The organism is Enterobacter sp. BWH64, assembly GCF_001037645.1.
GTDB lineage: Bacteria > Pseudomonadota > Gammaproteobacteria > Enterobacterales > Enterobacteriaceae > Enterobacter > Enterobacter hormaechei_C.
In genome coordinates this window covers 2,484,039-2,506,256 of sequence record NZ_KQ089922.1, presented here as the reverse complement: position 1 = coordinate 2,506,256, position 22,218 = coordinate 2,484,039, and the positions used below count along the sequence as shown (strand labels likewise).

At 55.9% G+C, this 22,218-nt stretch carries 16 protein-coding genes and 1 other RNA gene; 8 read left to right on the top strand and 9 right to left on the bottom strand.

Going from position 1 to position 22,218, the window contains the following annotated elements; translation table 11 throughout:
• Position 1 precedes the first annotated feature (1 nt).
• The 3 genes from SK50_RS12020 to SK50_RS12010 are packed head-to-tail and all read right to left on the bottom strand — an operon-like array spanning position 2 to position 3,837.
• Positions 2–2,545, bottom strand: a complete 2,544-nt coding sequence (locus SK50_RS12020; protein ID WP_048229480.1) for a fimbria/pilus outer membrane usher protein — start codon at positions 2,543–2,545, stop codon at positions 2–4.
• 27 nt (positions 2,546–2,572) lie between these two features.
• The gene (locus SK50_RS12015; protein WP_015570716.1) at positions 2,573–3,250 is read right to left on the bottom strand and encodes a fimbrial biogenesis chaperone; all 678 of its coding nucleotides are present in this window, start codon (positions 3,248–3,250) and stop codon (positions 2,573–2,575) included.
• A 56-nt stretch (positions 3,251–3,306) separates the two neighbouring features.
• Complete coding sequence (locus SK50_RS12010; protein WP_015570717.1) at positions 3,307–3,837, bottom strand: fimbrial protein; 531 nt, start codon at positions 3,835–3,837, stop codon at positions 3,307–3,309.
• Positions 3,838–4,191: 354 nt separating this feature from the next.
• Here SK50_RS12010 and SK50_RS12005 point away from each other — a divergent pair, with 354 nt between their 5' ends.
• Entirely contained in the window at positions 4,192–4,851 is a 660-nt protein-coding gene (locus SK50_RS12005; RefSeq protein WP_015570718.1) for a winged helix-turn-helix transcriptional regulator, read from the top strand.
• Positions 4,852–4,928: 77 nt separating this feature from the next.
• On the top strand, positions 4,929–5,558 hold the full coding sequence (locus tag SK50_RS12000) for a helix-turn-helix domain-containing protein (protein WP_015570719.1): 630 nt from the start codon (positions 4,929–4,931) through the stop codon (positions 5,556–5,558).
• A 46-nt stretch (positions 5,559–5,604) separates the two neighbouring features.
• On the opposite strand, the gene SK50_RS11995 is transcribed toward SK50_RS12000, so the two are convergent.
• The 3 genes from SK50_RS11995 to SK50_RS23710 all read right to left on the bottom strand — a co-directional run bounded on the left by SK50_RS11995 (position 5,605) and on the right by SK50_RS23710 (position 9,348).
• Entirely contained in the window at positions 5,605–5,799 is a 195-nt protein-coding gene (locus tag SK50_RS11995; RefSeq protein ID WP_003857766.1) for a YdiH family protein, read from the bottom strand.
• Positions 5,800–5,884: 85 nt separating this feature from the next.
• The gene (menI, locus tag SK50_RS11990) at positions 5,885–6,295 is read right to left on the bottom strand and encodes a 1,4-dihydroxy-2-naphthoyl-CoA hydrolase (protein WP_023296356.1); all 411 of its coding nucleotides are present in this window, start codon (positions 6,293–6,295) and stop codon (positions 5,885–5,887) included.
• Positions 6,292–9,348: a D-2-hydroxyglutarate dehydrogenase YdiJ gene (locus SK50_RS23710; RefSeq protein ID WP_045344231.1), complete on the bottom strand. Its 3,057-nt coding sequence runs from the start codon at positions 9,346–9,348 to the stop codon at positions 6,292–6,294. The genes menI and SK50_RS23710 overlap by 4 nt, the downstream gene beginning before the upstream one ends.
• Positions 9,349–9,547: 199 nt before the next feature.
• Here SK50_RS23710 and ydiK point away from each other — a divergent pair, with 199 nt between their 5' ends.
• A complete protein-coding gene (gene ydiK / locus SK50_RS11980; RefSeq protein ID WP_048229478.1) occupies positions 9,548–10,663 on the top strand; it encodes an AI-2E family transporter YdiK in 1,116 nt (371 codons plus the stop codon).
• A 209-nt stretch (positions 10,664–10,872) separates the two neighbouring features.
• Positions 10,873–10,980, top strand: an RNA gene (rprA, locus tag SK50_RS23260) — antisense sRNA RprA.
• A 5-nt stretch (positions 10,981–10,985) separates the two neighbouring features.
• Here rprA and SK50_RS11975 read toward each other — a convergent pair.
• The 3 genes from SK50_RS11975 to ppsA all read right to left on the bottom strand — a co-directional run bounded on the left by SK50_RS11975 (position 10,986) and on the right by ppsA (position 17,378).
• A complete protein-coding gene (locus SK50_RS11975) occupies positions 10,986–13,361 on the bottom strand; it encodes a glycoside hydrolase family 3 N-terminal domain-containing protein (protein ID WP_045344227.1) in 2,376 nt (791 codons plus the stop codon).
• A 3-nt stretch (positions 13,362–13,364) separates the two neighbouring features.
• A complete protein-coding gene (locus SK50_RS11970; protein WP_048229477.1) occupies positions 13,365–14,765 on the bottom strand; it encodes an MFS transporter in 1,401 nt (466 codons plus the stop codon).
• 234 nt (positions 14,766–14,999) lie between these two features.
• Positions 15,000–17,378, bottom strand: a complete 2,379-nt coding sequence (gene ppsA, locus SK50_RS11965) for a phosphoenolpyruvate synthase (protein ID WP_023303531.1) — start codon at positions 17,376–17,378, stop codon at positions 15,000–15,002.
• A gap of 334 nt (positions 17,379–17,712) precedes the next feature.
• Here ppsA and ppsR point away from each other — a divergent pair, with 334 nt between their 5' ends.
• From ppsR to SK50_RS11945, 4 genes are all read left to right on the top strand, one after another.
• Entirely contained in the window at positions 17,713–18,546 is an 834-nt protein-coding gene (gene ppsR, locus SK50_RS11960; protein ID WP_017384644.1) for a posphoenolpyruvate synthetase regulatory kinase/phosphorylase PpsR, read from the top strand.
• A 150-nt stretch (positions 18,547–18,696) separates the two neighbouring features.
• Positions 18,697–19,743: a 3-deoxy-7-phosphoheptulonate synthase AroH gene (gene aroH, locus SK50_RS11955; RefSeq protein WP_032670070.1), complete on the top strand. Its 1,047-nt coding sequence runs from the start codon at positions 18,697–18,699 to the stop codon at positions 19,741–19,743.
• Positions 19,744–19,952: 209 nt separating this feature from the next.
• On the top strand, positions 19,953–20,141 hold the full coding sequence (gene hemP, locus SK50_RS11950; RefSeq protein ID WP_048229474.1) for a hemin uptake protein HemP: 189 nt from the start codon (positions 19,953–19,955) through the stop codon (positions 20,139–20,141).
• 76 nt (positions 20,142–20,217) lie between these two features.
• Positions 20,218–22,200 (top strand): TonB-dependent hemoglobin/transferrin/lactoferrin family receptor, encoded by a 1,983-nt coding sequence (locus SK50_RS11945; protein ID WP_048229472.1) that lies wholly within the window; start codon positions 20,218–20,220, stop codon positions 22,198–22,200.
• Positions 22,201–22,218 lie beyond the last annotated feature (18 nt).

Below are 22,218 nucleotides of genomic sequence, written 5' to 3'. Positions count from 1 at the left end.
GTTAGCGTTCCTGACGGCAGGTGGCGTGCATATCAGCGATCCCACCGTACGTTGAGTGATTCGGCAGCGTGAAATCAGCGCGGCATTGCTGACTGGATTGACTTCCCCATATAGCGACTAACGTTCCCTGCTCGCGCATCCCGGTTAAATAGACCTGACCGCGATCGCCGACAATAAAACTGCCGCTGTCATCACCCACAAGGGTGACCACCGCCCCAAACGGAACGGCGCGGTCGCTGTCGGTCAAGGTCATCAGCACCCGGCGTCCTGACTTCGGCAGATAATCGGCTCTCACCACCGCTCCCCGCGTCGGCGTCACCGTGCGGGTGTTGATCTCCAGCTCGACATCGTCCGGCATCGTTTCCGGGTCGAGGGTGAGATCGTTTTTCCGGTAGACAGAAAGGTTGCTCACGACCGTATATCCGCGAAAATCTGTCCGTACACCGGGCTGATTGCGGATATCCACGTCGTGGGCGCCGGGGGCTTTGATTAAGACGCTGGTCTCCCCCAGCGGCTGGGAAAGCGTGATGCCATCAGCATGGGCGAGAATGCCGCCTTGCAGCCCGTAATTCAGGCGTTCACTGTTTTTGTCATAACCATAACCTGCCGTGACTTCGCCATAGGCGCCTTTGTAGTCCGCGTTAACATTGCCGGTATAGCCCACGCCCTCTGTTCCGTATCCCTGCTGTACGTTCCAGTTCAGGGCACGGTTCTCGAGCGCTACCCCGTTCAGGCCGACGTTATGCGTCGTCCCGTTATTCCCGCTGGCGTTCATGCCATAGTTAGCCCATGTCTGCGGCAAAAATTTATCCAGCGGAATGCTGACGTTGAACGCCAGAAGCTGGTCATGGTCAGCGTTTTTTTGGCTGTCGCGGGTTTCTGACGCTGAGCGGACATTTTTGCTGTAAGTCCATGTCAGGCCATAGCTGATGTTATGCCAGTAGTTGCTATAGCCGACGCTCCACGAAGCCATCGACTTACCGTCATTCCAGTAATCTTCCCGCGCCGCACTGAGGGTAAGCGCGCCCAGGTTGTCCCCCAGCGTCTGGCTCATCGTCAGCTCGGCACGGTTACGTCGCCTGTCATGAAGCGCGCTGCTGTCGCCGTAAGAATCGAGGACGTCCTGCATCCCGTAATAGCCGCGGGTCGAGTAGCGATACCCGGCAATCGAAAAGTTGGTCCCGGTATTGATAAAATTCTTGCTGTATCGGGCCCGCCACGACTGACCGTTTGTTTTCGCGGCATGCTCCGGCGTTGACCAGCCCTGAGTGACGTCTGCGGATACAGCCCCGAGATCGCCCATATTCTTGCCCACCCCCAGAGCCGCCGACTGGTACTTATCTGCCCCCTGGACGCCGCCATAGAGCGTAATACCGTGAGGGAGGCCGTAAATTCCGGTCAATTGCCCGAAGGGGGTTTTCTCCACGCTACGGTTATACGAGCGATACTGCCCGGCGGTAAGGGCATATTTCAGGCGCCCCTCCCGTTGCAGGACCGGCAGCGAAGCGTACGGCAGGGTGAAATGTTGCTCACTACCATCAGCTTCGACGATCGTGACATCAAGGTCTCCCGCGCCGCCGGTGGGATACATATCCGCGATCTCAAACGCGCCCGGTGCCACATAGCTTTGGTAGATTTGATAGCCATTCTGACGCACCACGACCTGCGCGTTAGTTCGCGCAATACCGCGCACCACCGGCGCATAGCCTTTCAGGGAATCCGGCAGCATATCGTCGTCGGACGCCAGCTGGACGCCGCGAAACGGCATGCTGTCAAAGACATCGGCAGGCGCGGAACTGTCTCCGAGCGTAAGCTGGGCTTGCAGGGGAATAATCGCGCGCTGCATCAAGGTATAGACGTTGTCCCACTTATCCTGGCCGGACGCATCGCGGGACCAGGTGGTGTAGTTGCGTAACCGCCAGGGACCGACGTTGATCCCCGGCCGCAGGTTTGCATACTGGCTGTCGCTGCGGGTGCCTGCCCCGCTTCTTGCCCGGCTGTTTGCCCCGCTCAGGCTGTAGTTGAGCATGGCCGCGGTAATGCCTTCATCCCACATATCCGGCGGAACGTAACCTCTCGCTGGCAGGTCTATAGCCGCCTGTGGAATGCTAATCGCCAGACGCTGGGCGCCAAACTGGAAATCCGCGCTGGCCTGTGGGATCGCCCTGAGATCGGCGCATTCACCTTCCCCGGCGGCAAGCTGTGGGAAAAGCGCCGTTTTCACGCCCCACGCTTTTAACTGCCCGATACTCAGGCAAGGCTGCAACGTTTCACTGCCGTTAGCATCCTTCACTGCCATAAAACGAATATCCCGCGTTTCCAGCAGCCGATCGTCAAGAATAATATCAACGTGGTATGTCCCGGGCGCCTGCGAGCCGGATTCAAAGGCAGATAAATCCGCTTTTCCCATTCCGGGATTATCCAGCTCTACCAGTTCCGTATTAAACGTCTCACTGGCATACAGTGTGGGAGAGACACCAGCAAGCGCGAGGGCAATAAATATTGCCAGGCGCGCAGGCTGCATTGTATTCAATGCCATTGTCATGACGAACACCTGATTAACGCGTAAGGATCACAAACTGGCCCGGTGTAATTCGCCAGGGCTGCCATAATCGTTAATGACTTTAAACGTCAGCGTATTGCCACTGGTTCCGTTCGGTAACGGAAAACGGGCTGTGCCTGAAGGCATCACGTACGTGACATCGTCAAGTTTCTTATTACCCAACGTAATTTCATTGAAATTGATAACGTACGGCGTAGGGTTATTAACCTGAAGGGTATTTCCCGCACGACGCCAGGTTAATTTATTGGCTTGCTCCTCGGGGGTAGACGCACGAAGAGTCTCTGGTCGATAAATTAATTTGATGCGCGTTTTGACGGCAATTTGCAGCGAGTTCATCTGCTTTGAGGCTGAAGGAATAGCTTTAATGTTCAGCCAGAATAAACTCTCCCGCCCCTGAGGCAGTGAGCCGGTCATGACAATACGCTCAAGGTTTTTTTGCCCGCCGTCCAGCCGATACAGTGGTGGCGTAATAATAAAAGGCGCTTTACCCGATTGTTCATCCTGAACATCTATCCACGACTGGATTAAATAAGGAACGTTATCAGGATTAGTAATACCTATTGACGCCTCTTTTTTAGTCCCATCAAAAATAATACGGGTGCCGCCAATAATTACTCCTGCACTGACGGATGTTAACGTCAGCGGTAACAGCGCCATAGCCAGGCCCATTGTCGTGATAAAACGCATTTTAATACCTCATAAAACAAGGGGCCGGGCGGCCCCCTGCTGATTACTGCAATGACTTAGTTGTATACCACTGAGAAGTTTGCGACCGAGTTAGCCGGGCCCGCGGTCACGGATGCCGCGGTGGAGATATACTGCGCGTAGAAGTTCAGCGTATTATCAGCCGTACTGCTGAGCGGGTAAATATAGCTGTTGCTGCCGTGCAGCGGCAGATCGGCTTTATCTGCCGTCATCAGGTTAATCGCCACCCCGGTGGCCGCCCCCGCCACGGACGTATCAATCGCCAGCAGGCTGGCGTTGGTTAAATCCGGCGTGCCGTCAAAACGGACTTTTGCATTGGTGACCGTTACCGGACAGTTTTTCAAAATAATATTGAATTGCGTCGCAGCCGTTCTCGCCCCGGTTGTCGGGAATTCCGTTTTATAATAATCGCCTAATACCACCACCTGATTCTGGGATGCCACATCAACGTCGCAGGCAGAATCCAGAATATTCCCGTTAAAATTAACGGTACCGGCCGCTGCGAATGCATTGGTCATGGTGAGTACAGAACCTGCCGCTAACATTGCCATCATCAATTTTGTATTCATAATTTTATATCCCGTATTACTTTATTTATTACCGACATTCAGTTGCAGAAACAAAAGACCTTCCGACGAGTCAAAATTTATACAACTCTTTTTCCGCATACAATCAATTTTGAGGTCTAGCTGTAGACCCTCTTTTAACAATTACAAAACATATTCACTCGGAAACACCTTAAGAATAATGGCCAAAGTCTACTTTTAGACCTGAATAAAAAAGGTTTCAATTTCAATTAATTAAGACTCAAAAAAAAGCGAGTCTATAATTAGACTCGCCGCAAACATTCCCTGATCTGCTGGTTTTTAAGATAATTCTTTATGCCGATCAAAAAATGATCGCATCAGTCAGTGAGGTTTCACATGAATACCCGTTTCGCGCCTGAGTCAGATATTGATAAGTCAACAGTGCTCGGCGCTAAGCCTTTTAAGCACATTGAAAAAATAATCGATAATGTTTTGCCGCATGCGGAGAGAAGCATTATTGCCAGAGGAGAAATTATCCATTATTGCTCCGGCGATACCCGTCAATGCTTTTTACTGTTGCATGGCAGCGTGGCGTTACACCGTCGCGGGGACGGTATCGTCTTAAATTCTGAATCCGCGCCATTTATACTCGGCGTGAGCAGCCAGTTATCGTCTGAACACCTGTACGTCAGAGCGCTGGAAACTTCAGAGGTGGCCAGCGTTTCGCTGGCGTGTTTCAATCATGTTGTCGCACAACAGAATTTATGGGAGCACTTCTCAAACCTGCTGATCTACACCGCATCGCGCGTCTACGAACATTGTGCCCAGATATCGCAAATGTCGGCTTATGACATTATCCGCTTTCAACTGGTTGAGTTAATGCAGGAGCCGGAAGCCATAAGACAAAACATTACTGCCGCAGCCTATATCAAAAGCCGCACCTATCTTTCACGCAGCGGCATTATGCGGATCCTCGCGGAGTTGCGGACGGGGAAATACATCACCATGGAGCGTGGCGTACTAGTTGAGATCCATCACTTACCCCGTAAGTACTGAGGCTGTATTTATCTCTGGAGAAGGTGGAAAAGAAGAGCGACACTATAGAGAGTACAGTCTCTTTCCAGGTTAACGCTATGTCTTCTGACAAACCATCGCATCGCGGCTCTCCCTATGCTCAGGAACTGATTTCTCATTTACAGCCGCACTGCGCCACGCATAAAACCGATCCCGGCGAGCAACTAGATCTCCAGGTTGAAGGGCAGAGCATGTGTTATTTAATTCTTGATGGCACGGTCGCCATATACAGAAGAAGCGACGACATGATGCTTTCAACGGCGCGCAGTCCCGCCCTGTTTGGCCTCGCTAACCTGACGGACATTTATTTTAATGACTACCTCCGAACGGTAACGCCTTGCCTGATTGGTGTGCTCACGACCGATCGGGTGGCTGAAATTATCAAAGAGAAGGCGCTGTGGGGGCTGCTTTCTAATCATCTGATGTTTGTCTATAACCGCCTCTATCACAACGTCATGCCGAAAGGCGCGCCAACCGCGTACGAGATGATTCGCCAGCAGCTCGTGCTGCTGATGCAGGAAGATGACAGCTACCGACGCAGCGTGACGGCGGAAAGGTATATCAGGGATAAAACCCATCTTTCCCGCAGTGGCGTAATGCGGATCCTGGCTGATCTGAAAACGGGTGGGTTCATCGAAATGGAAGAAGGCCGGCTGATTAAAATTAACAAACTGCCTGCCAGATACTGAATGTCAGACACAAAAAAGGCCGCGCTTACGGCCTTTTCTTCACTGCTTAATGGACGTGAACGCCCAACCGCCAGGCAAAGTAGATCTCTTCTTTCAGTTCGTTTGAAGAGAGCGCCAGCAAATCCGTAAATTCCAGCTCAAGCTGTTTCAGCTTTTTCAGGTACTGGGCGGGAGACAGATTGCTTTTATCGCGACGTAAATATTCAATTGCCAGCTGTGTTGGGGTTATTTCAGTATCCATGATGTCCTCGCTTATGTTCAAAACGTGACCAGTATATCACAATCGGGCGGCTAATTTTTGACCAAAAACAAGACATCCGGAAACTTTACACAACGGCCGTCGTCAGCCTGGATGAACAACACAGGCGATCCTGCTCGTCCAGAATATCAATCTGCCACACCTGATGACGGCTTCCGGCATGCAGCGCCCGGCAGACGCCGCGCACGCGCCCGCTGCGAACGGAGCGGATGTGGTTGGCATTGACCTCCAGACCCACCACCTTCTGCTCTCCTTCCGTACACAGGTAGCCCGCCACCGACCCCAGCGTTTCGGCCAGCACGACGGACGCGCCGCCGTGCAACAGGCCAAACGGTTGATGAGTACGGTTGTCTACCGGCATCGTCGCTTCCAGTTCGTTGTCGCCAATGCGCGTGAACTGGATATCCAGCAAACCGACCATGTTCTCCGCGCCCATGGCATTTAAGGCCTCCAGCGTGACCGCACGTTTCCAGATCATCCGATAATCTCCAGTAAAGCCTGCAATGGATGGCGGACGCCGTTACCTTCCACCCGTTTCACCTGGCTGCGGCAGGAGTAGCCCGTCGCCAGACAGCGGTTGCGTGGCAGGCGCTGCATCGCCTGATGCCACGACAGCTCGTAAATGCCGAGCGAATTAGCGTGGTTTTTGACTTCATGGCCGTAGGTTCCGGCCATACCGCAGCAGCCCACGTTAACGCTTTCCAGCTTCGCGCCAAACCGGGCAAAGATAGAAGCCCACTGGGCAGGCGCCGTCGGCAGCGCCGTCACTTCGGTGCAGTGCCCAAACAGGTACCAGGCTTCTCCACTCACCTCCTGAGAGGGCGTTTGCGTCAGCACCGCAGGCAGCCACTCGTGTACCAGTAAGACCTGAAAATCACCGCGCTTATCGCCGAGCGTCTGCTTATATTCATCCCGGTAACAGAGCACCAGCGCCGGATCGACGCCCACCATCGGCATACCGAGCTGCGCCACGCGATTCAGAAAATCTGAAGTTTTCTGCGCGGTTTTCGCAAAGCGGGTGAGGAAGCCTTTAATGTGCTGCGCCTTGCCGTTCGGCGAGAACGGCAGCACCACCGGCTGGTAGCCGATTTTCTCGGCCAGTCGGACAAAATCGGCCACCACCTGCGCATCGTAATAGCTGGTAAACGGATCCTGCACCACCAGCACCACCTTCGCTTTCTGCTCAGGGCTTAATGCTTCCAGTTGTTCCAGGGTCATGTTCGCCGAGCAGTGCCCCACCAGCCGACGCTGGAGTGATGGCACCGACAGCAGCGGCAGGTCCACCATGCCGATATGTTTTTCTGACAGTTTGCGCACCAGCGGCTGGTTGATAAAGAAGTTAAAGGTTTTTGGCGCACGGGCCATCAGCGGCGCGTAACTCTCCACCGTCGCCACCAGATGATCGCGCATCGGGCGCAGATAACGCGTGTGGTACAGCTGGAGGAAGCGGGAACGGAATTCCGGTACGTCAATTTTAATCGGGCACTGGGTTGAACACGCCTTGCACGCCAGGCAGCCGGACATCGCCTCTTTCACCTCATGCGAGAAATCGTATTCACCTTTGTTCGCATGCCAGCTGTTGCGGGTGCGTTCGATAAGCCCGCGCAGGCTGGCGCGTTTTTCCGGCAGCTCCTGTTCCAGCTTGAGCGGGTCAACGCCGCGGTCGGCCAGCAGGCGCAGCCATTCGCGCACCAGCGTGGCACGCCCTTTCGGGGAATGAATGCGGTTGCTGGTGATTTTCATCGACGGACACATCGGGCTTTTCACATCGAAGTTGAAGCACAGCCCGTTGCCGTTGCACTCCATCGCGCCGCGCCAGGAAGCGCGTACCGCAATCGGAATTTGTCGGTCATAGGTGCCGCGCTTGACGGCGTCCACCTGCAACATCGGCGCATCAATGCCCTCCGGCGGGCAGATTTTTCCCGGGTTAAGGCGGTTATCGGGATCAAAAGCGGCTTTTACCTTACGCAGCTCGGCGTAAAGTTGTTCGCCAAAAAACGCCGGGCTGTACTCGGCGCGGAATCCTTTGCCGTGCTCGCCCCATAACAAGCCGCCGTATTTGGCCGTGAGGGCCACGACCTCGTCGGAGATCTCCTTCATCAGGATCTCCTGCTGCGGGTCGCACATGTCCAGCGCCGGGCGCACGTGCAGCACACCCGCGTCCACGTGCCCGAACATGCCATAGCTCAGACCATGGCTGTCGAGCAGCGCGCGAAACTCCACAATATAATCAGCAAGGTGCTCCGGCGGCACGCAGGTATCTTCCGCAAACGGAATCGGCTTCGCCGCCCCTTTCGCGTTGCCGAGCAGCCCCACCGCTTTTTTACGCATCGCGTAGATTCGCTCGATGCCGGAGAGATCGTTACACAGCTGCCAGCCAATGACGCCGCCTTCCCCCTGGGCAATCAGCTCGTCCAGACGCTGGCAGAGCGTGCTCACCTGGCTCTCAATCAGCTCTGCATCATCCCCGGCGAACTCGACGATGTTCAGGCCGAGCATCTCTTTATCCGGCACGTCAGTAATCAGTTCGCTCACCGAATGCCAGACGATATCTTCCCGGGCCAGGTTCAGAACTTTTGAATCGACGGTTTCCACCGACAGCGCCCGCGCCTCCACCATAAACGGTGCATTACGCAGCGCGGAGTCAAAGGAGTTGTATTTGACATTCACCAGACGGCGCACCTTTGGCAACCGGGTGATATCCAGACGCGCTTCGGTGATGAAGGCCAGCGTCCCTTCTGACCCGGTCAGTACGCGGGTAAGATCGAACTGGCTCAGATCGTCATTAAAGACATGGCGCAGATCGTAGCCCGTCAGGAAGCGGTTAAGCTTCGGGAATTTGTTGAGGATCAGTTCGCGATTTTCGCGGCAGCGCTCCAGCACGGTACGATAAATCCGTCCGCTGGTGGTGCTCTCTTTTGCCAGCGTTTCGGCCAGCTCGATCGGCATCGGTTGGGTATCGAGGATATCGCCCCCCAGCAGCACCGCCCGCACACCCATAACGTGATCGGAGGTTTTGCCGTAGACCAGCGAGCCCTGCCCCGAGGCATCGGTGTTGATCATCCCGCCAATGGTCGCGCGGTTACTGGTGGAAAGCTCTGGCGCAAAAAAATAGCCGTAAGGTTTCAAAAACTGATTCAGCTGATCTTTGATCACCCCCGCTTCCACTCGCACCCACCCCTCTTCCGGGTTGATCTCAATGATGCGGTTCATATAGCGGGACATATCAATGATGATGCCCTGGTTCAGCGCCTGCCCGTTGGTACCCGTCCCGCCGCCGCGTGGGGTAAAGACCAGGGTGCTGAAACGCTCCTGCGACGCCAGACGGGCGATGAGCGCCACATCGGCGGTAGAGCGCGGGAAAACGACGGCATCAGGAAGAAGCTGGTAAATACTGTTATCGGTCGCCATCGTCAGCCTGTCGGCATAATCGGTGGCGGTGTCACCTGTAAAACCCTGTTGCTCCAGTGCCTGCAAAAAATTAAGCACCAGCTGAACGACGCCCGGTGCCTGAGAAATCTGTGGGATCATTGCTGTCGACCCTAATGAGAATAGTGTGAAATCGTTTGAGTTGTGTCTGGAAAGTTTTATCACATTTTTTTCTTATGTGCTTCGTAGAATTACGGGCAAAATCCGCCTGTCAAAAATCGCTGAAATCACTAATGATTAGAGAGATGCGGTTTATATTCCCATCAGTCTTGCTGGTGTTCATTTAAGGAAAGTTTCGTTTATGGTCAATCTTCGTCAGCCCAGGGATGTCGCGCAGATACTGCTGTCGGTGCTGTTCTTAGCCATTATGATTATTGCGTGTCTGTGGATTGTTCGTCCTTTCTTGCTCGGATTTGCCTGGGCCGCGACCGTCGTCGTCGCCACCTGGCCTTTACTCTTACGTTTGCAGAAACTGCTGTTTGGTCGCCGCGGCCTGGCCGTGCTGGTGATGACGCTGCTGTTGTTCCTGCTGTTTATTATTCCCATTGCACTGCTGGTTAACAGCCTGGTTGACAGTAGCGGCCCGGTTATTCGCGCGGTCACCAGTGGTGATATGACGCTGCCGGATCTCGCGTGGCTGAACAGCATTCCTGTTGTGGGCGCAAAACTGTACAGCGGCTGGCACAGCCTGCTGGAGATGGGCGGTAGCGCGCTGATGGCCAAAGTACGTCCGTACATCGGCACAACCACCACCTGGTTTGTGGGGCAGGCTGCGCACATTGGTCGCTTCATGATGCACTGTACGTTGATGCTGGTCTTCAGCGCCCTGCTGTACTGGCGCGGCGAGCAGGTTGCGCTGGGGGTACGTCATTTCGCCACCCGACTGGCAGGTAAACGCGGCGATGCGGCCGTGCTGCTGGCAGCCCAGGCCGTCCGCGCGGTAGCGCTCGGCGTGGTGGTCACAGCGCTGGTGCAGGCTGTACTTGGCGGAATCGGGCTGGCAATTTCCGGCGTACCTTATGCCACCATTTTCACCGTCATCATGCTGATGACCTGTCTGGCGCAGCTCGGTCCGCTGCTGGTGCTGGTTCCCTGCATTATCTGGCTTTACTGGACGGGGGACACGACCTGGGGCACGGTGCTACTGGTCTGGAGTTGCGTGGTGGGCACCATGGATAACGTGATCCGTCCCCTCCTCATCCGCATGGGCGCTGACCTGCCGCTGATTCTGATCCTGTCCGGGGTGATCGGGGGGTTAATTGCCTTCGGCATGATTGGCCTGTTCATCGGTCCGGTGCTGCTTGCGGTAACCTGGCGTCTCTTCTCCGCCTGGGTGCATGAAGTGCCGCCGCCGGGAACCAACCCTGACGTCATCTTAAGCGAACTTGAAGAACTGGAAGATAAGAACGCGCAGTAAGAACGTAGGCCGGGTGGCGCTAACGCTTACCCGGCCTACACTCTCCACAGCAATACTTAAACGTTGCTAAACTATTTATTCTCTGTGCACTGGTCAGACCCGCCTTTTCCTGCCTAAAACCGTCATTCTCTTAAAGAAATCTTTACCTGCCTTTAACTATTGAGACGAATCCGATCGACTCAATATCCTGGCATGCCTACTATTAAGACACGGTTATAAATCAACACCTTGATTTATAAGCATGGAAATCCCCTGAGTGAAACAACGAATTGCTGTGTGTAGTCTTTGCCCATCTCCCACGATGGGCTTTTTTTTATCCTTTTTACGCCCGTGTAATGTCACAGCGGCTGAGCATGCGCCATTCCCCCGCCAGCTCCCGCGTCTCCCCGGTTACCAGCACGTTCACCACCTCGCGTATATCCGCCGAGGACGCGCCAACCTGTAGCTCAAATTCCCCTGGCTCGACAATCCGCTTCCCGTCCCGGCGGGTGAAATTAAACATCTCCACCGGCAGGGTAAAGGTCAGCGTGGCGGTTTCTCCCGGTGAAAGCGTAACGCGCTGGAACGCTTTCAGCTCCTGAAGCGGACGCACCTGCGTGGCGACCTTATCGCGTACGTACACCTGTACCACTTCGCTGCCGCTGCGCTCGCCGGTGTTGGTGATATCGACGCTTAACGCCACCTCTCCGTCGATCGGGACGCGGCTTTCCGCCAGGCGGGCCGCGCCCCAGCGAAACTGCGTCCAGCCGAGACCGTAACCGAACGGGTAAAGTGCGCCGAAATGGAACGCAAACGGCGTGCCGCCGCTTTTCAGCTTGTGGTTATAGTAGTACGGCATCGCCCCGGCGTTTTTCGGCACGCTCACTACCAGCCTGCCCTGCGGCTCCGCGCGGCCGGTTAAGACATCGGCAATCGCCCAGCCCCCTTCCTGCCCCGGCGCCCAGGCCATCATCAGCGCGGCCACCTTCTCTTCCAGCCCCTGAAGGTTATAAGGACGCCCACCCGTCATGACGACAATCACTGGCTTACCGGTTGCCACCAGCGCCTCCAGCAGCTGTTGCTGCACGCCCGGCAGATCCAGCGAATCGGTATCCGAACCTTCCCCCACGGTGCCGCTCTGGAATAGCCCGGCGAGGTCGCCCACGCAGGCCACCACCACGTCACTCTCTTTTGCCGCGCTCACGGCGTCGGGGATCAGATCCGTGCGTTGTGAAACCGGCGATTGCTGCATCGGTTTACCGCCGCTGTCGCCCGGGAACACCGGCGCGCCCGCCATCCGTTTTTCGATAATGTGGCACCCTTTGGCGTAACGTACCTGTGATGCGCCAAGGTACTGTTCCAGCGCCGCGCGCGGGGTGGTCACCTGCGAAGTCTCTTCAACCATATCGCTGATAATCAGGTGAACCGGGAAGCTGTAGCCGCTCAGTAACGCCAGTGGATCGTCCGCCGTCGGCCCCACTACCGCTACACGGGGTTTTCCGCCGAGGGGCAAAATGCCGTTATTTTCCAGCAGCGTGATCGATTTTGTTGCCACCTCGCGCGCCACCTGCCGGGTCGCCTCATTCTGCAAATCGATACCGTCTTCGTCGGCGTACGGTTTTTCAAACAGCCCGAGACGGAATTTTTCACTTAGCACGCGCGCCACAATCTCATCCACTTTCGCCATTGAGATGAGCCCACGCTCTACCGCTTCAGCCAGATGACGCGCGCAGTCATCCTTCGGCAATTCCACGTCCAGCCCGGCGTTAAACGCCAGCGCCGCCGATTGTGCTGGATCGTGAGAAATCCCGTGGTGCTGGTGCAGCAGGCTGACGCCGCCGTAATCCGCCACGATAATGCCGTCGAAGCCCCACTGTTCACGCAGCACGGTGGTGAGCAGAAAATGGTCGCTGTGCCCTGGCTGATTATCAATGTCGTGATAGGCTGGCATCACCGAACCGGCGTTGGCCAGCTTTACCGCCATCTCAAACGGCAGCAGGAAGGTATCGTTTAGCTCGCTGAAACCGAGATGGACCGGCGCATGGTTGCGCGCCCCTTCGCTGAAGGAGTGGCCGACGTAATGTTTCAGGGTCGCCAGCAGATCGCGCTTATCGCCCTGCAACCCCTTCACGTACGCCGTCGCCATCACCCCTACCAGCCACGGATCTTCCCCAAAGGTCTCTTCCGTCCGTCCCCAGCGCACATCGCGCGAGACATCCAGCACCGGGGCCAGCCCCTGCTGGCACCCGACGGATCGGGCCTCTTTGCCAATCTGCTCCGCCGCGCGCTGCACCAGCGCCGGGTCCCAGGTAGAACCGTAGTTCAGCGACGACGGGAACAGGGTTGCATCTTTGCACAGCAGCCCCACCAGACACTCCTCATGAAACAGCGCCGGAATGCCGAGCCGGGTCTCCTCCATCATCATGCGTTGCAGGCGGTTGGCGGCACGCACGCCGGTTTTTGCATCAACAATGTGCGTGCCGAGCGGGCGGGTGATCTGCCCGACGCCGAACTTCAGTCTTTCGCTGAGGGACACCTGTTCGCTCACGCCGGCGAATTCATCGCTCAGATCGCTGCGCTCGCGGTGGTTGCCGTGTTCATCGAGGATCAGCCAGTACGCGTGCATCTGGGCAAATTTCTCTTCCGGCGTCATACGCGCCAGTAAATCAGCGACACGCTCGTGTACGGAACGTCCCGCGTCCTTGTAGATCGCAGTCATGGTTTACTCCTGTAGTGCGGATTGGGTTGCCGGGCTGAGCTGCCCCGCATCGTTTCGACTATCGCGTTTGCTGGCCAGCTCGCGGGCGATGCTGTCCACCAGCCGGCTGTTAAGTTTGTAGATGGCAAGGAGCGCCACCATGCAGAGGAACAGCACGCAGGGGATCAGGGTGAACAGGGCATTGATGGTTGCAAGAACGTGAGGCGCCTGGTTTGCCTGACCCGGCGCGTAATCCACCATGCCAAGCACCCAACCGACCACCGCCCCACCCAGCGCCAGCCCAAACTTGATGGCAAACAGGGCGGTAGAAAAGACCAGCCCGTCCAGGCGGCGGCCGCTACGGTGTTCTTCGTAGTCCACCACATCGGAGAACATGGTCCATTGCAGCGGCGTGGTCAGGTTCTGAATAAAACTAAACACAATATTCAGACCGAATATCAGCCACACCTGCGAAGGCGGAATGAAGAAAATCAGCGCGCCAAAAATAACGAAAGAAATAATGGTCCACTGATAGGCACGCACCCGGTCAAATTTCCCCAGCAGACGTTCAGATAATAATGCGCCGCTTAAGGAGGCCACCATGCCGGAAACAATAAAGGCAAAAACCAGTTCCGGACGTAACAGAACATAGTTAACGTAATACATGGTCGCAGAGCCACGCGTCACGACGGCGGTTAACAGTAAAATATTAAACAGAAAAACAATTCGCCACTGGCTATTGGCGGCCAGCAGTTTTAAATCCGTCAGCATCGAGCCGGAGGTGTCATTGCGCGGCGAGTAACGCTCCCGGGTCATAAAGAAGCAGCAGAAGAATAAAACAATACCCAGCAGCCCCATCAGGCTCATGGCATAGAAATAGCCTTTTTGCATATTCCCCTGGCCTAATAATGAGACCAGCGGCAGCGCGATGACCGTTACAATCAACCCGCCGATAAACGACAGGCCAAAGCGCCAGGATTGCAGCGAGTGGCGTTCGCGCGGGTCGAGCGTCAGCGCGCCGGGCATGGCGCAGTAAGGGACGTTAATCGCGGAATAGATCAGGCTCAGGATGGCATAGGTTACGCAGGCATAGACAATTTTTGCCGTCGCCCCGGCATCCGGTACGTAGAAGGTAATCAGGCAGCTCACGCCAAACGGAATGGCAAACCAGAGCAGCCAGGGACGAAAACGACCGTGGCGGGTCTGAGTGCGGTCCACCAGCGCGCCAATGCACGGGTCGACAAACGCATCGACCACGCGCACCACTAAAAACATGGTGCCCATAATGGCCGCAGGCAAACCGAATACGTCCGTATAGAAATAAGCGAGAAATAACGTTGCCGTTTGCCAGACCAGCGCGCTGGCCATATCGCCGAGGCCGTAACCTATTTTATCTTTGGTACGTAATACAGAGGAGATTGTCATTGTTATTTGCCTTTTTATCAGGTTAAAACGTATTTCAACCAGTCGCGCATCATCCCGACGGATGTACGCGGTAAGGCTCAAGTATTAGCAACGCCCTGCCCGCTAGCAATTGTCTAAATTAACAGATAAATTATGATATTTGGTTTTTTGCTTTATTTGTGATGGTGAGCATATTCGCAGGAAAATAAAAAAGGCGAGGACAGATATCCTCGCCTTTTTCAGGTTGTGCAGGTTTTACTTGTTCAGCTCTGCCAGGCTCAGCCAGGTCTGCACCACGGTGTCCGGGTTCAGGGAGAGGCTATCAATCCCCTCATCCATCAGCCAGGCCGCAAAGTCTTCATGGTCAGAAGGGCCCTGGCCGCAAATCCCGACATATTTACCCTGTTTCTTCGCCGCGCGGATGGCCATGGAGAGCAGCGCTTTCACCGCCTCGTTACGCTCATCGAACAGCTCAGAGACGACGCCGGAGTCGCGGTCCAGGCCGAGCGCCAGCTGCGTCATGTCATTCGAGCCAATGGAGAAGCCGTCGAAGTGTTCCAGGAACTGCTCGGCCAGCAGGGCGTTGGACGGAATTTCACACATCATGATGATCTTCAGCCCGTTCTCACCGCGCTTCAGCCCCTGACGCGCCAGCTCATCCACCACCGCTTTCGCCTGATCCACGGTACGGACGAACGGGATCATGATTTCCACGTTGGCCAGCCCCATGTCATTGCGCACGCGTTTTACCGCCTCGCACTCCAGCGCGAAGCAGTCGCGGAAGCTTTCCGACACGTAGCGTCCGGCACCGCGGAAGCCCAGCATCGGGTTCTCTTCTTCCGGCTCGTAGCGTTCGCCGCCCACCAGGTTGGCGTATTCGTTGGACTTAAAGTCCGACAGACGCACGATCACGCGTTTCGGGTAGAAGGCCGCGCCGAGCGTGGCGATCCCTTCCGTCAGACGCCCCACATAGAACTCTCTCGGCGAGTCGTAACCCTTCATCATCTCGCGGATTTCGTTTTGCAGTTTTGCGTCCTGGTCGTCGAACTCCAGCAGCGCACGCGGGTGCACCCCGATCATACGGTTAATAATAAATTCCAGACGCGCCAGGCCCACGCCTTCGTTCGGCAGGCAGGCGAAGTCAAACGCGCGGTCCGGGTTACCGACGTTCATCATGATCTTCAGCGGCAGGTCCGGCATGGTATCCACGCTGGAGCTTTTCACGCTGAAGTCGAGGATATCGGCATACACGTAGCCGGTATCGCCTTCAGCGCAGGAGACCGTCACCTTCTGGTCATCCTTCATGCGTTCGGTCGCGTCACCGCAGCCGACTACCGCCGGGATCCCCAGCTCACGGGCGATAATAGCCGCGTGACAGGTACGGCCACCGCGGTTGGTGACGATGGCAGCCGCTTTTTTCATGATCGGTTCCCAGTCCGGGTCGGTCATGTCGGTCACCAGCACGTCGCCGGGCTGAATGCGGTTCATTTCGCTGATGTCGTGGATCACTTTCACCGGACCGGCACCGATGCGGTGACCAATTGCGCGGCCTTCCGCGACAATTTTGCCCTGCGCGTGCAGGGTGTAGCGCTCCATGACCTGACCGCGTGAACGGACGGTTTCCGGACGCGCCTGCACGATAAACAGCTTGCCGGTGTGTCCGTCTTTCGCCCACTCGATGTCCATTGGACGGCCATAGTGTTTTTCAATCTGCACCGCCTGCTTCGCCAGCTCTTCCACTTCGGCGTCGGTCAGTGAGAAGCGATCCCGTTGCTCCTGCGGCACATCTTCAATGGTGACCTGCTTGCCATGCTCTTGCGTCGGAGCATAGATCATGCGGATTTTTTTCGAGCCCATGGTGCGACGTACCACTGCCGGACGGTTAGCCGCCAGCGTAGGCTTGTGAACGTAGAATTCGTCAGGGTTTACCGCCCCCTGCACCACCATCTCGCCCAGACCCCACGCGGAGGTGATAAACACCACCTGGTCGAAACCGGATTCAGTGTCGATAGAGAACATCACGCCGGAAGAGCCTACGTCGGAACGCACCATGCGCTGCACGCCGGCGGAGAGCGCCACGCCGCGGTGGTCATAGCCCTGATGGACGCGATAGGAGATGGCGCGGTCGTTGAACAGGGAAGCAAACACATGCTTCACCGCCACCAGTACCGCCTCGTAACCCTGGACGTTGAGGAAGGTTTCCTGCTGCCCGGCGAAAGAGGCATCCGGCATATCTTCCGCGGTGGCGGAAGAGCGCACGGCAAAGGAGGCCTGCGCGTCGTCAGCGGAGAGCTGGTTGTAGGCGTCGTGAATGGCTTTTTCCAGTTCCGGCTGGAAAGGTGTGTCGATAATCCACTGGCGGATTTGCGCGCCGGCTTTGGCAAGCTCGGTGACATCATCAATATCCGTTTTATCCAGCAGGTCGTAAATGCGCTGGTTTACACCGCTCTGGTCTAAAAACAGGTTAAACGCATCGGCGGTTGTGGCAAACCCGTTAGGTACGGAGACACCCATACCGGACAGATTTGTAATCATTTCACCCAGGGAGGCATTTTTGCCCCCAACTCTGTCTACATCATTCATGCCGAGTTGGTTATACCAAAGCACCAGCGGTGACGAGCCATTGTTGGACATCGAAACAATCCTTTTGTGATATTTGATCGGAGTAAGAAACACCTGACTACGTATTTATACTGGCATATTTATTTCCGCTAAAAAAACGGTGAATCGTGTAAGCATTTAAATTTTCAACTTTTCGGACAGTTTCCCGGCACTCGCTAACCCGATGATTCCTATAGATTCCGGCAAAAACCATAGAAATAAAGCCGCTATTCGAAAAATGAAATCCACTTTTCAGGAAAATCAAAAACACCATTTCATTTTAAATTCAGATAAGTTCTTTGCTGTGAAATTAACTTTTTTAATTTATGCTTTCAGGCAATTACGTACGCTATTCAGGGTGGATAAAATGGATAATGCTGTCGATCGCCACGTTTTTTATATTTCTGATGGGACGGCGATTACCGCCGAGGTGCTGGGACACGCGGTGATGTCGCAGTTTCCGGTATCGATAAATAGCATCACGTTGCCGTTCGTGGAAAATGAGAGCCGGGCCAAAGCGGTCAAGGACCAGATCGACGCCATTTACCAGCAGACCGGCGTTCGTCCGCTGGTGTTCTATTCCATTGTGATCCCTGAGATCCGCAACATCATTTTGCAAAGCGAGGGCTTCTGTCAGGACATCGTGCAGGCGCTGGTTGCTCCCTTGCAAAGCGAGCTGAAGCTCGACCCGACGCCGATCGCCCACCGTACCCACGGGTTGAACCCCGGCAACCTGACCAAATACGATGCACGTATTGCCGCCATTGACTACACCCTGGCGCACGACGACGGGATCTCCCTGCGCAATCTCGACCAGGCGCAGGTGATTTTGCTCGGCGTGTCGCGCTGCGGTAAAACCCCCACCAGCCTTTACCTGGCCATGCAGTTTGGCATTCGCGCCGCCAACTACCCCTTTATTGCCGATGATATGGATAACCTGGTGCTGCCCGCCGCGCTCAAGCCGCTCCAGCATAAGCTGTTTGGGCTGACCATCAACCCGGAACGACTGGCAGCGATCCGCGAAGAACGTCGCGAGAACAGCCGCTACGCCTCGATGCGCCAGTGCCGAATGGAAGTCTCCGAAGTCGAAGCGCTGTACCGGAAAAATCAAATTCCCTGGCTGAACAGTACCAACTATTCAGTAGAAGAAATTGCCACCAAAATCCTCGATATCATGGGGCTGAATCGCCGCATGTACTAATATGCTAGTACATTAATCCAGTTTCAGTTATTATCACGCCATCTTCGGGGCGACGTGCCCCGAACTTGAAATCAGCAGGGATTGGTTTAAGGTGATGCCCATCACTTCCCGGTAGTCTGCCGATGAAGCAAAAAATTTCTGAGACATTCCATGAATAAAACCGACGAACTGCGCACCGCGCGCATTGATAGCCTGGTCACACCGGCTGAACTGGCTCGGCTGCATCCCGTTTCCGCCGAGGTGGCGGACCATGTGACGGCCTCCCGTCGCCGCATCGAAAAAATTCTCAATGGTGAAGACAAACGTCTTCTGGTGGTGATTGGCCCCTGCTCCATCCACGACCTCGACGCGGCAATGGATTATGCACAACGCCTTCAGACGCTGCGCGGCACGTATCAGGATCGCCTGGAGATCGTGATGCGTACCTACTTTGAAAAGCCGCGTACCGTCGTGGGCTGGAAAGGATTGATTTCCGATCCCGATCTGAACGGTAGCTACCGGGTGAATCACGGTATTACGCTGGCGCGCAAGCTGCTGTTACAGGTTAACGAGCTGGGCGTGCCAACTGCCACCGAATTTCTGGATATGGTGACCGGACAGTTTATTGCCGACCTCATTAGCTGGGGCGCGATTGGCGCACGTACCACCGAAAGCCAGATCCACCGTGAAATGGCGTCGGCGCTTTCCTGCCCGGTGGGCTTCAAAAACGGAACGGACGGCAATACCCGAATTGCCGTAGATGCCATCCGCGCGTCACGCGCCAGCCATATGTTCCTCTCCCCGGATAAAAACGGCCAGATGACCATCTACCAGACCAGCGGCAACCCGTTCGGACATATCATTATGCGTGGCGGTAAAAAACCGAATTACCATGCAGAAGATATTGCCGCCGCCTGCGAAACGCTGGCGGAATTTGACCTGCCGGAGCATCTGGTGGTGGATTTCAGCCACGGCAACTGTCAGAAACAGCACCGCCGCCAGCTGGACGTCTGCGAGGAAGTTTGCCAGCAGATCCGCAGCGGCTCGACCGCCATTGCAGGAATTATGGCGGAGAGTTTTATCAAAGAAGGCACGCAGAAGATCGTCGCCGGACAGCAAATGGTCTACGGCCAGTCGATCACCGACCCGTGCCTGAGCTGGGAAGACAGCGAGCTGCTGCTGGAGATGCTGGCTTCAGCCGTGGACACACGCTTTTAAAATCCTGCCGGGTGACGCTGCGCTTACCCGGCCTACGGTACGTGCCCTTCTCCCTCTCCCCGTGGGAGAGGGTCGGGGTGAGGGCATCAGACCGCACCTCTCCCCCAAATTTGATCCCGTCACACAATTTTCACAAAAACGCTTGCCGTGAATTTGCAGTTTATTGATAATGATTATCATTGTTACATTGATTGTTATTTATAAACATTATGTCACCTACCGATAACAGCGCGGCAACGTCAACAAAAACACACACAGCACCGTCCCCTGCTCCCACCGATCGCCGAATCGACAGCAAAAGCCTGTTGGGTGAGGAGGGACGGGTCATTATCGAGCATGACGGCCAGCACTACCTGCTGCGCCAGACCAATGCCGGAAAACTGATCCTGACTAAATAAACCAGACAACACATTCGCCAGCCACCCAGGTGATCCCCAGGCAGCCAGCGCTTTTCAATTCTTATGGAGAGTTGCTATGCCACACCTGCAATCCGCGTCTTTACGCCCGTCTCTTCTGGCGCTGGCGATTGTCAGCACCCTGCCGGGCGTTACGTTTGCCGCCGCAGACGAGATCACCGTCACCGCCACCGGCAATGCCCGCAGCGCCTTTGAAGCCCCCATGATGGTGAGCGTGATTGACGCCACCGCGCCGGAAAACCAGACCGCCAGCTCCGCCGCCGACCTGCTGCGCAAGGTGCCCGGTCTGATGCTGGACGGCACCGGGCGCACCAACGGTCAGGACGTTAACCTCCGGGGCTATGACCGCCGTGGCGTGCTGATACTGGTGGATGGCGTGCGCCAGGGCACTGATACCGGACATCTGAACAGCACGTTCCTCGATCCGGCGCTGATCAAACGTATTGAAGTAGTACGTGGTCCTTCCGCCTTGCTGTACGGCAGCGGCGCGCTGGGCGGCGTAATTTCGTATGACACCGTCGACGCCAGCGATCTGCTGGATGCAGGTAAAAACAGCGGCTATCGCGTATTTGCTACCGGTGCAACGGGCGATCACAGCATCGGGATGGGTGCCAGCGCCTATGGCCGCACCGATACCCTGGACGGTCTGGTCTCCTGGTCCAGCCGCGATCGCGGCGACATTCGCCAGAGTGACGGCGCGAGGGCGCCAAACGACGAATCCATCAACAATATGCTGGCGAAAGGCAGCTGGAAAATCGATCCGGCGCAGACGCTGAGTGGCTCCCTGCGCTACTACAACAACGACGCGCAGGAGCCGAAAAATCCGCAGACCACGGATGCCAGCAGCAGTAACCCGATGACCGATCGTTCCACCATTCAGCGCGATGCCCAGCTTGGCTACCGCATTGCGCCAGCCGGAAACGACTGGCTGAACGCCGATGCGAAAATTTACTGGTCCGAAGCGCGGATCAACGCCCAGAACATCGACGCCAGCGGCGAGTTCCGTAAGCAGACTACCAAAGGCGGCAAAGTGGAAAACCGCATCCGCCTGTTCAGCGACTCCTTCGCCTCGCACCTGCTGACCTACGGGGGGGAATACTATCGTCAGGAGCAACACCCTGGCGGCGCGACCACCGGCTTCCCGGACGCGAAAATCGACTTCAGCTCCGGCTGGTTGCAGGATGAGATCACTCTGCGCGACCTGCCGGTAACGCTTCTCGGCGGGACGCGTTACGACAACTACCGCGGCAGCAGCGACGGTTACGACGACGTGGATGCGGATAAGTGGTCATCACGCGCCGGGTTAACCGTGAGTCCAGCCGACTGGCTGATGCTGTTCGGCTCTTACGCCCAGGCCTTCCGCGCGCCAACGATGGGCGAGATGTATAACGACTCGAAGCACTTCTCTATAGGCAGCTTCTACACCAACTACTGGGTGCCGAACCCGAACCTGCGTCCGGAAACTAACGAAACCCAGGAGTTCGGTTTTGGGCTACGTTTTGACGATCTGCTGCTCGCCAACGACGCGCTGGAGTTCAAAGCCAGCTACTTCGACACCAAAGCGAAAGATTACATCTCCACTACCGTCGATTTTGCGGCGGCCACCACCATGTCCTATAACGTACCAAATGCCAAAATCTGGGGCTGGGACATGATGGCGACCTACGCGACCAGTCTGTTCAACCTGGACGTGGCCTACAACCGCACGCGCGGGAAAGATACCGACACGGGCGAATACATCTCCAGCATCAACCCGGACACCGTCACCAGCAAGCTGGATATCCCCGTGGCGCAAAGCGGCTTCTCCGTGGGCTGGATCGGCACCTTCGTCGAACGTTCAACGCACATCAGCAGCAGCTACAGCGAGCAGCCTGGCTACGCAGTGAATGATTTCTACGTCAGCTATAAAGGTCAGCAGCAGTTCAAAGGCATCACCACCACCCTCGTGCTGGGGAACGCCTTCGACAAAGCCTACTGGTCACCACAAGGCATCCCGCAGGATGGCCGCAACGGCAAGATCTTCGTCAGTTATCAATGGTAATTCCCTTCGGGGCAACGA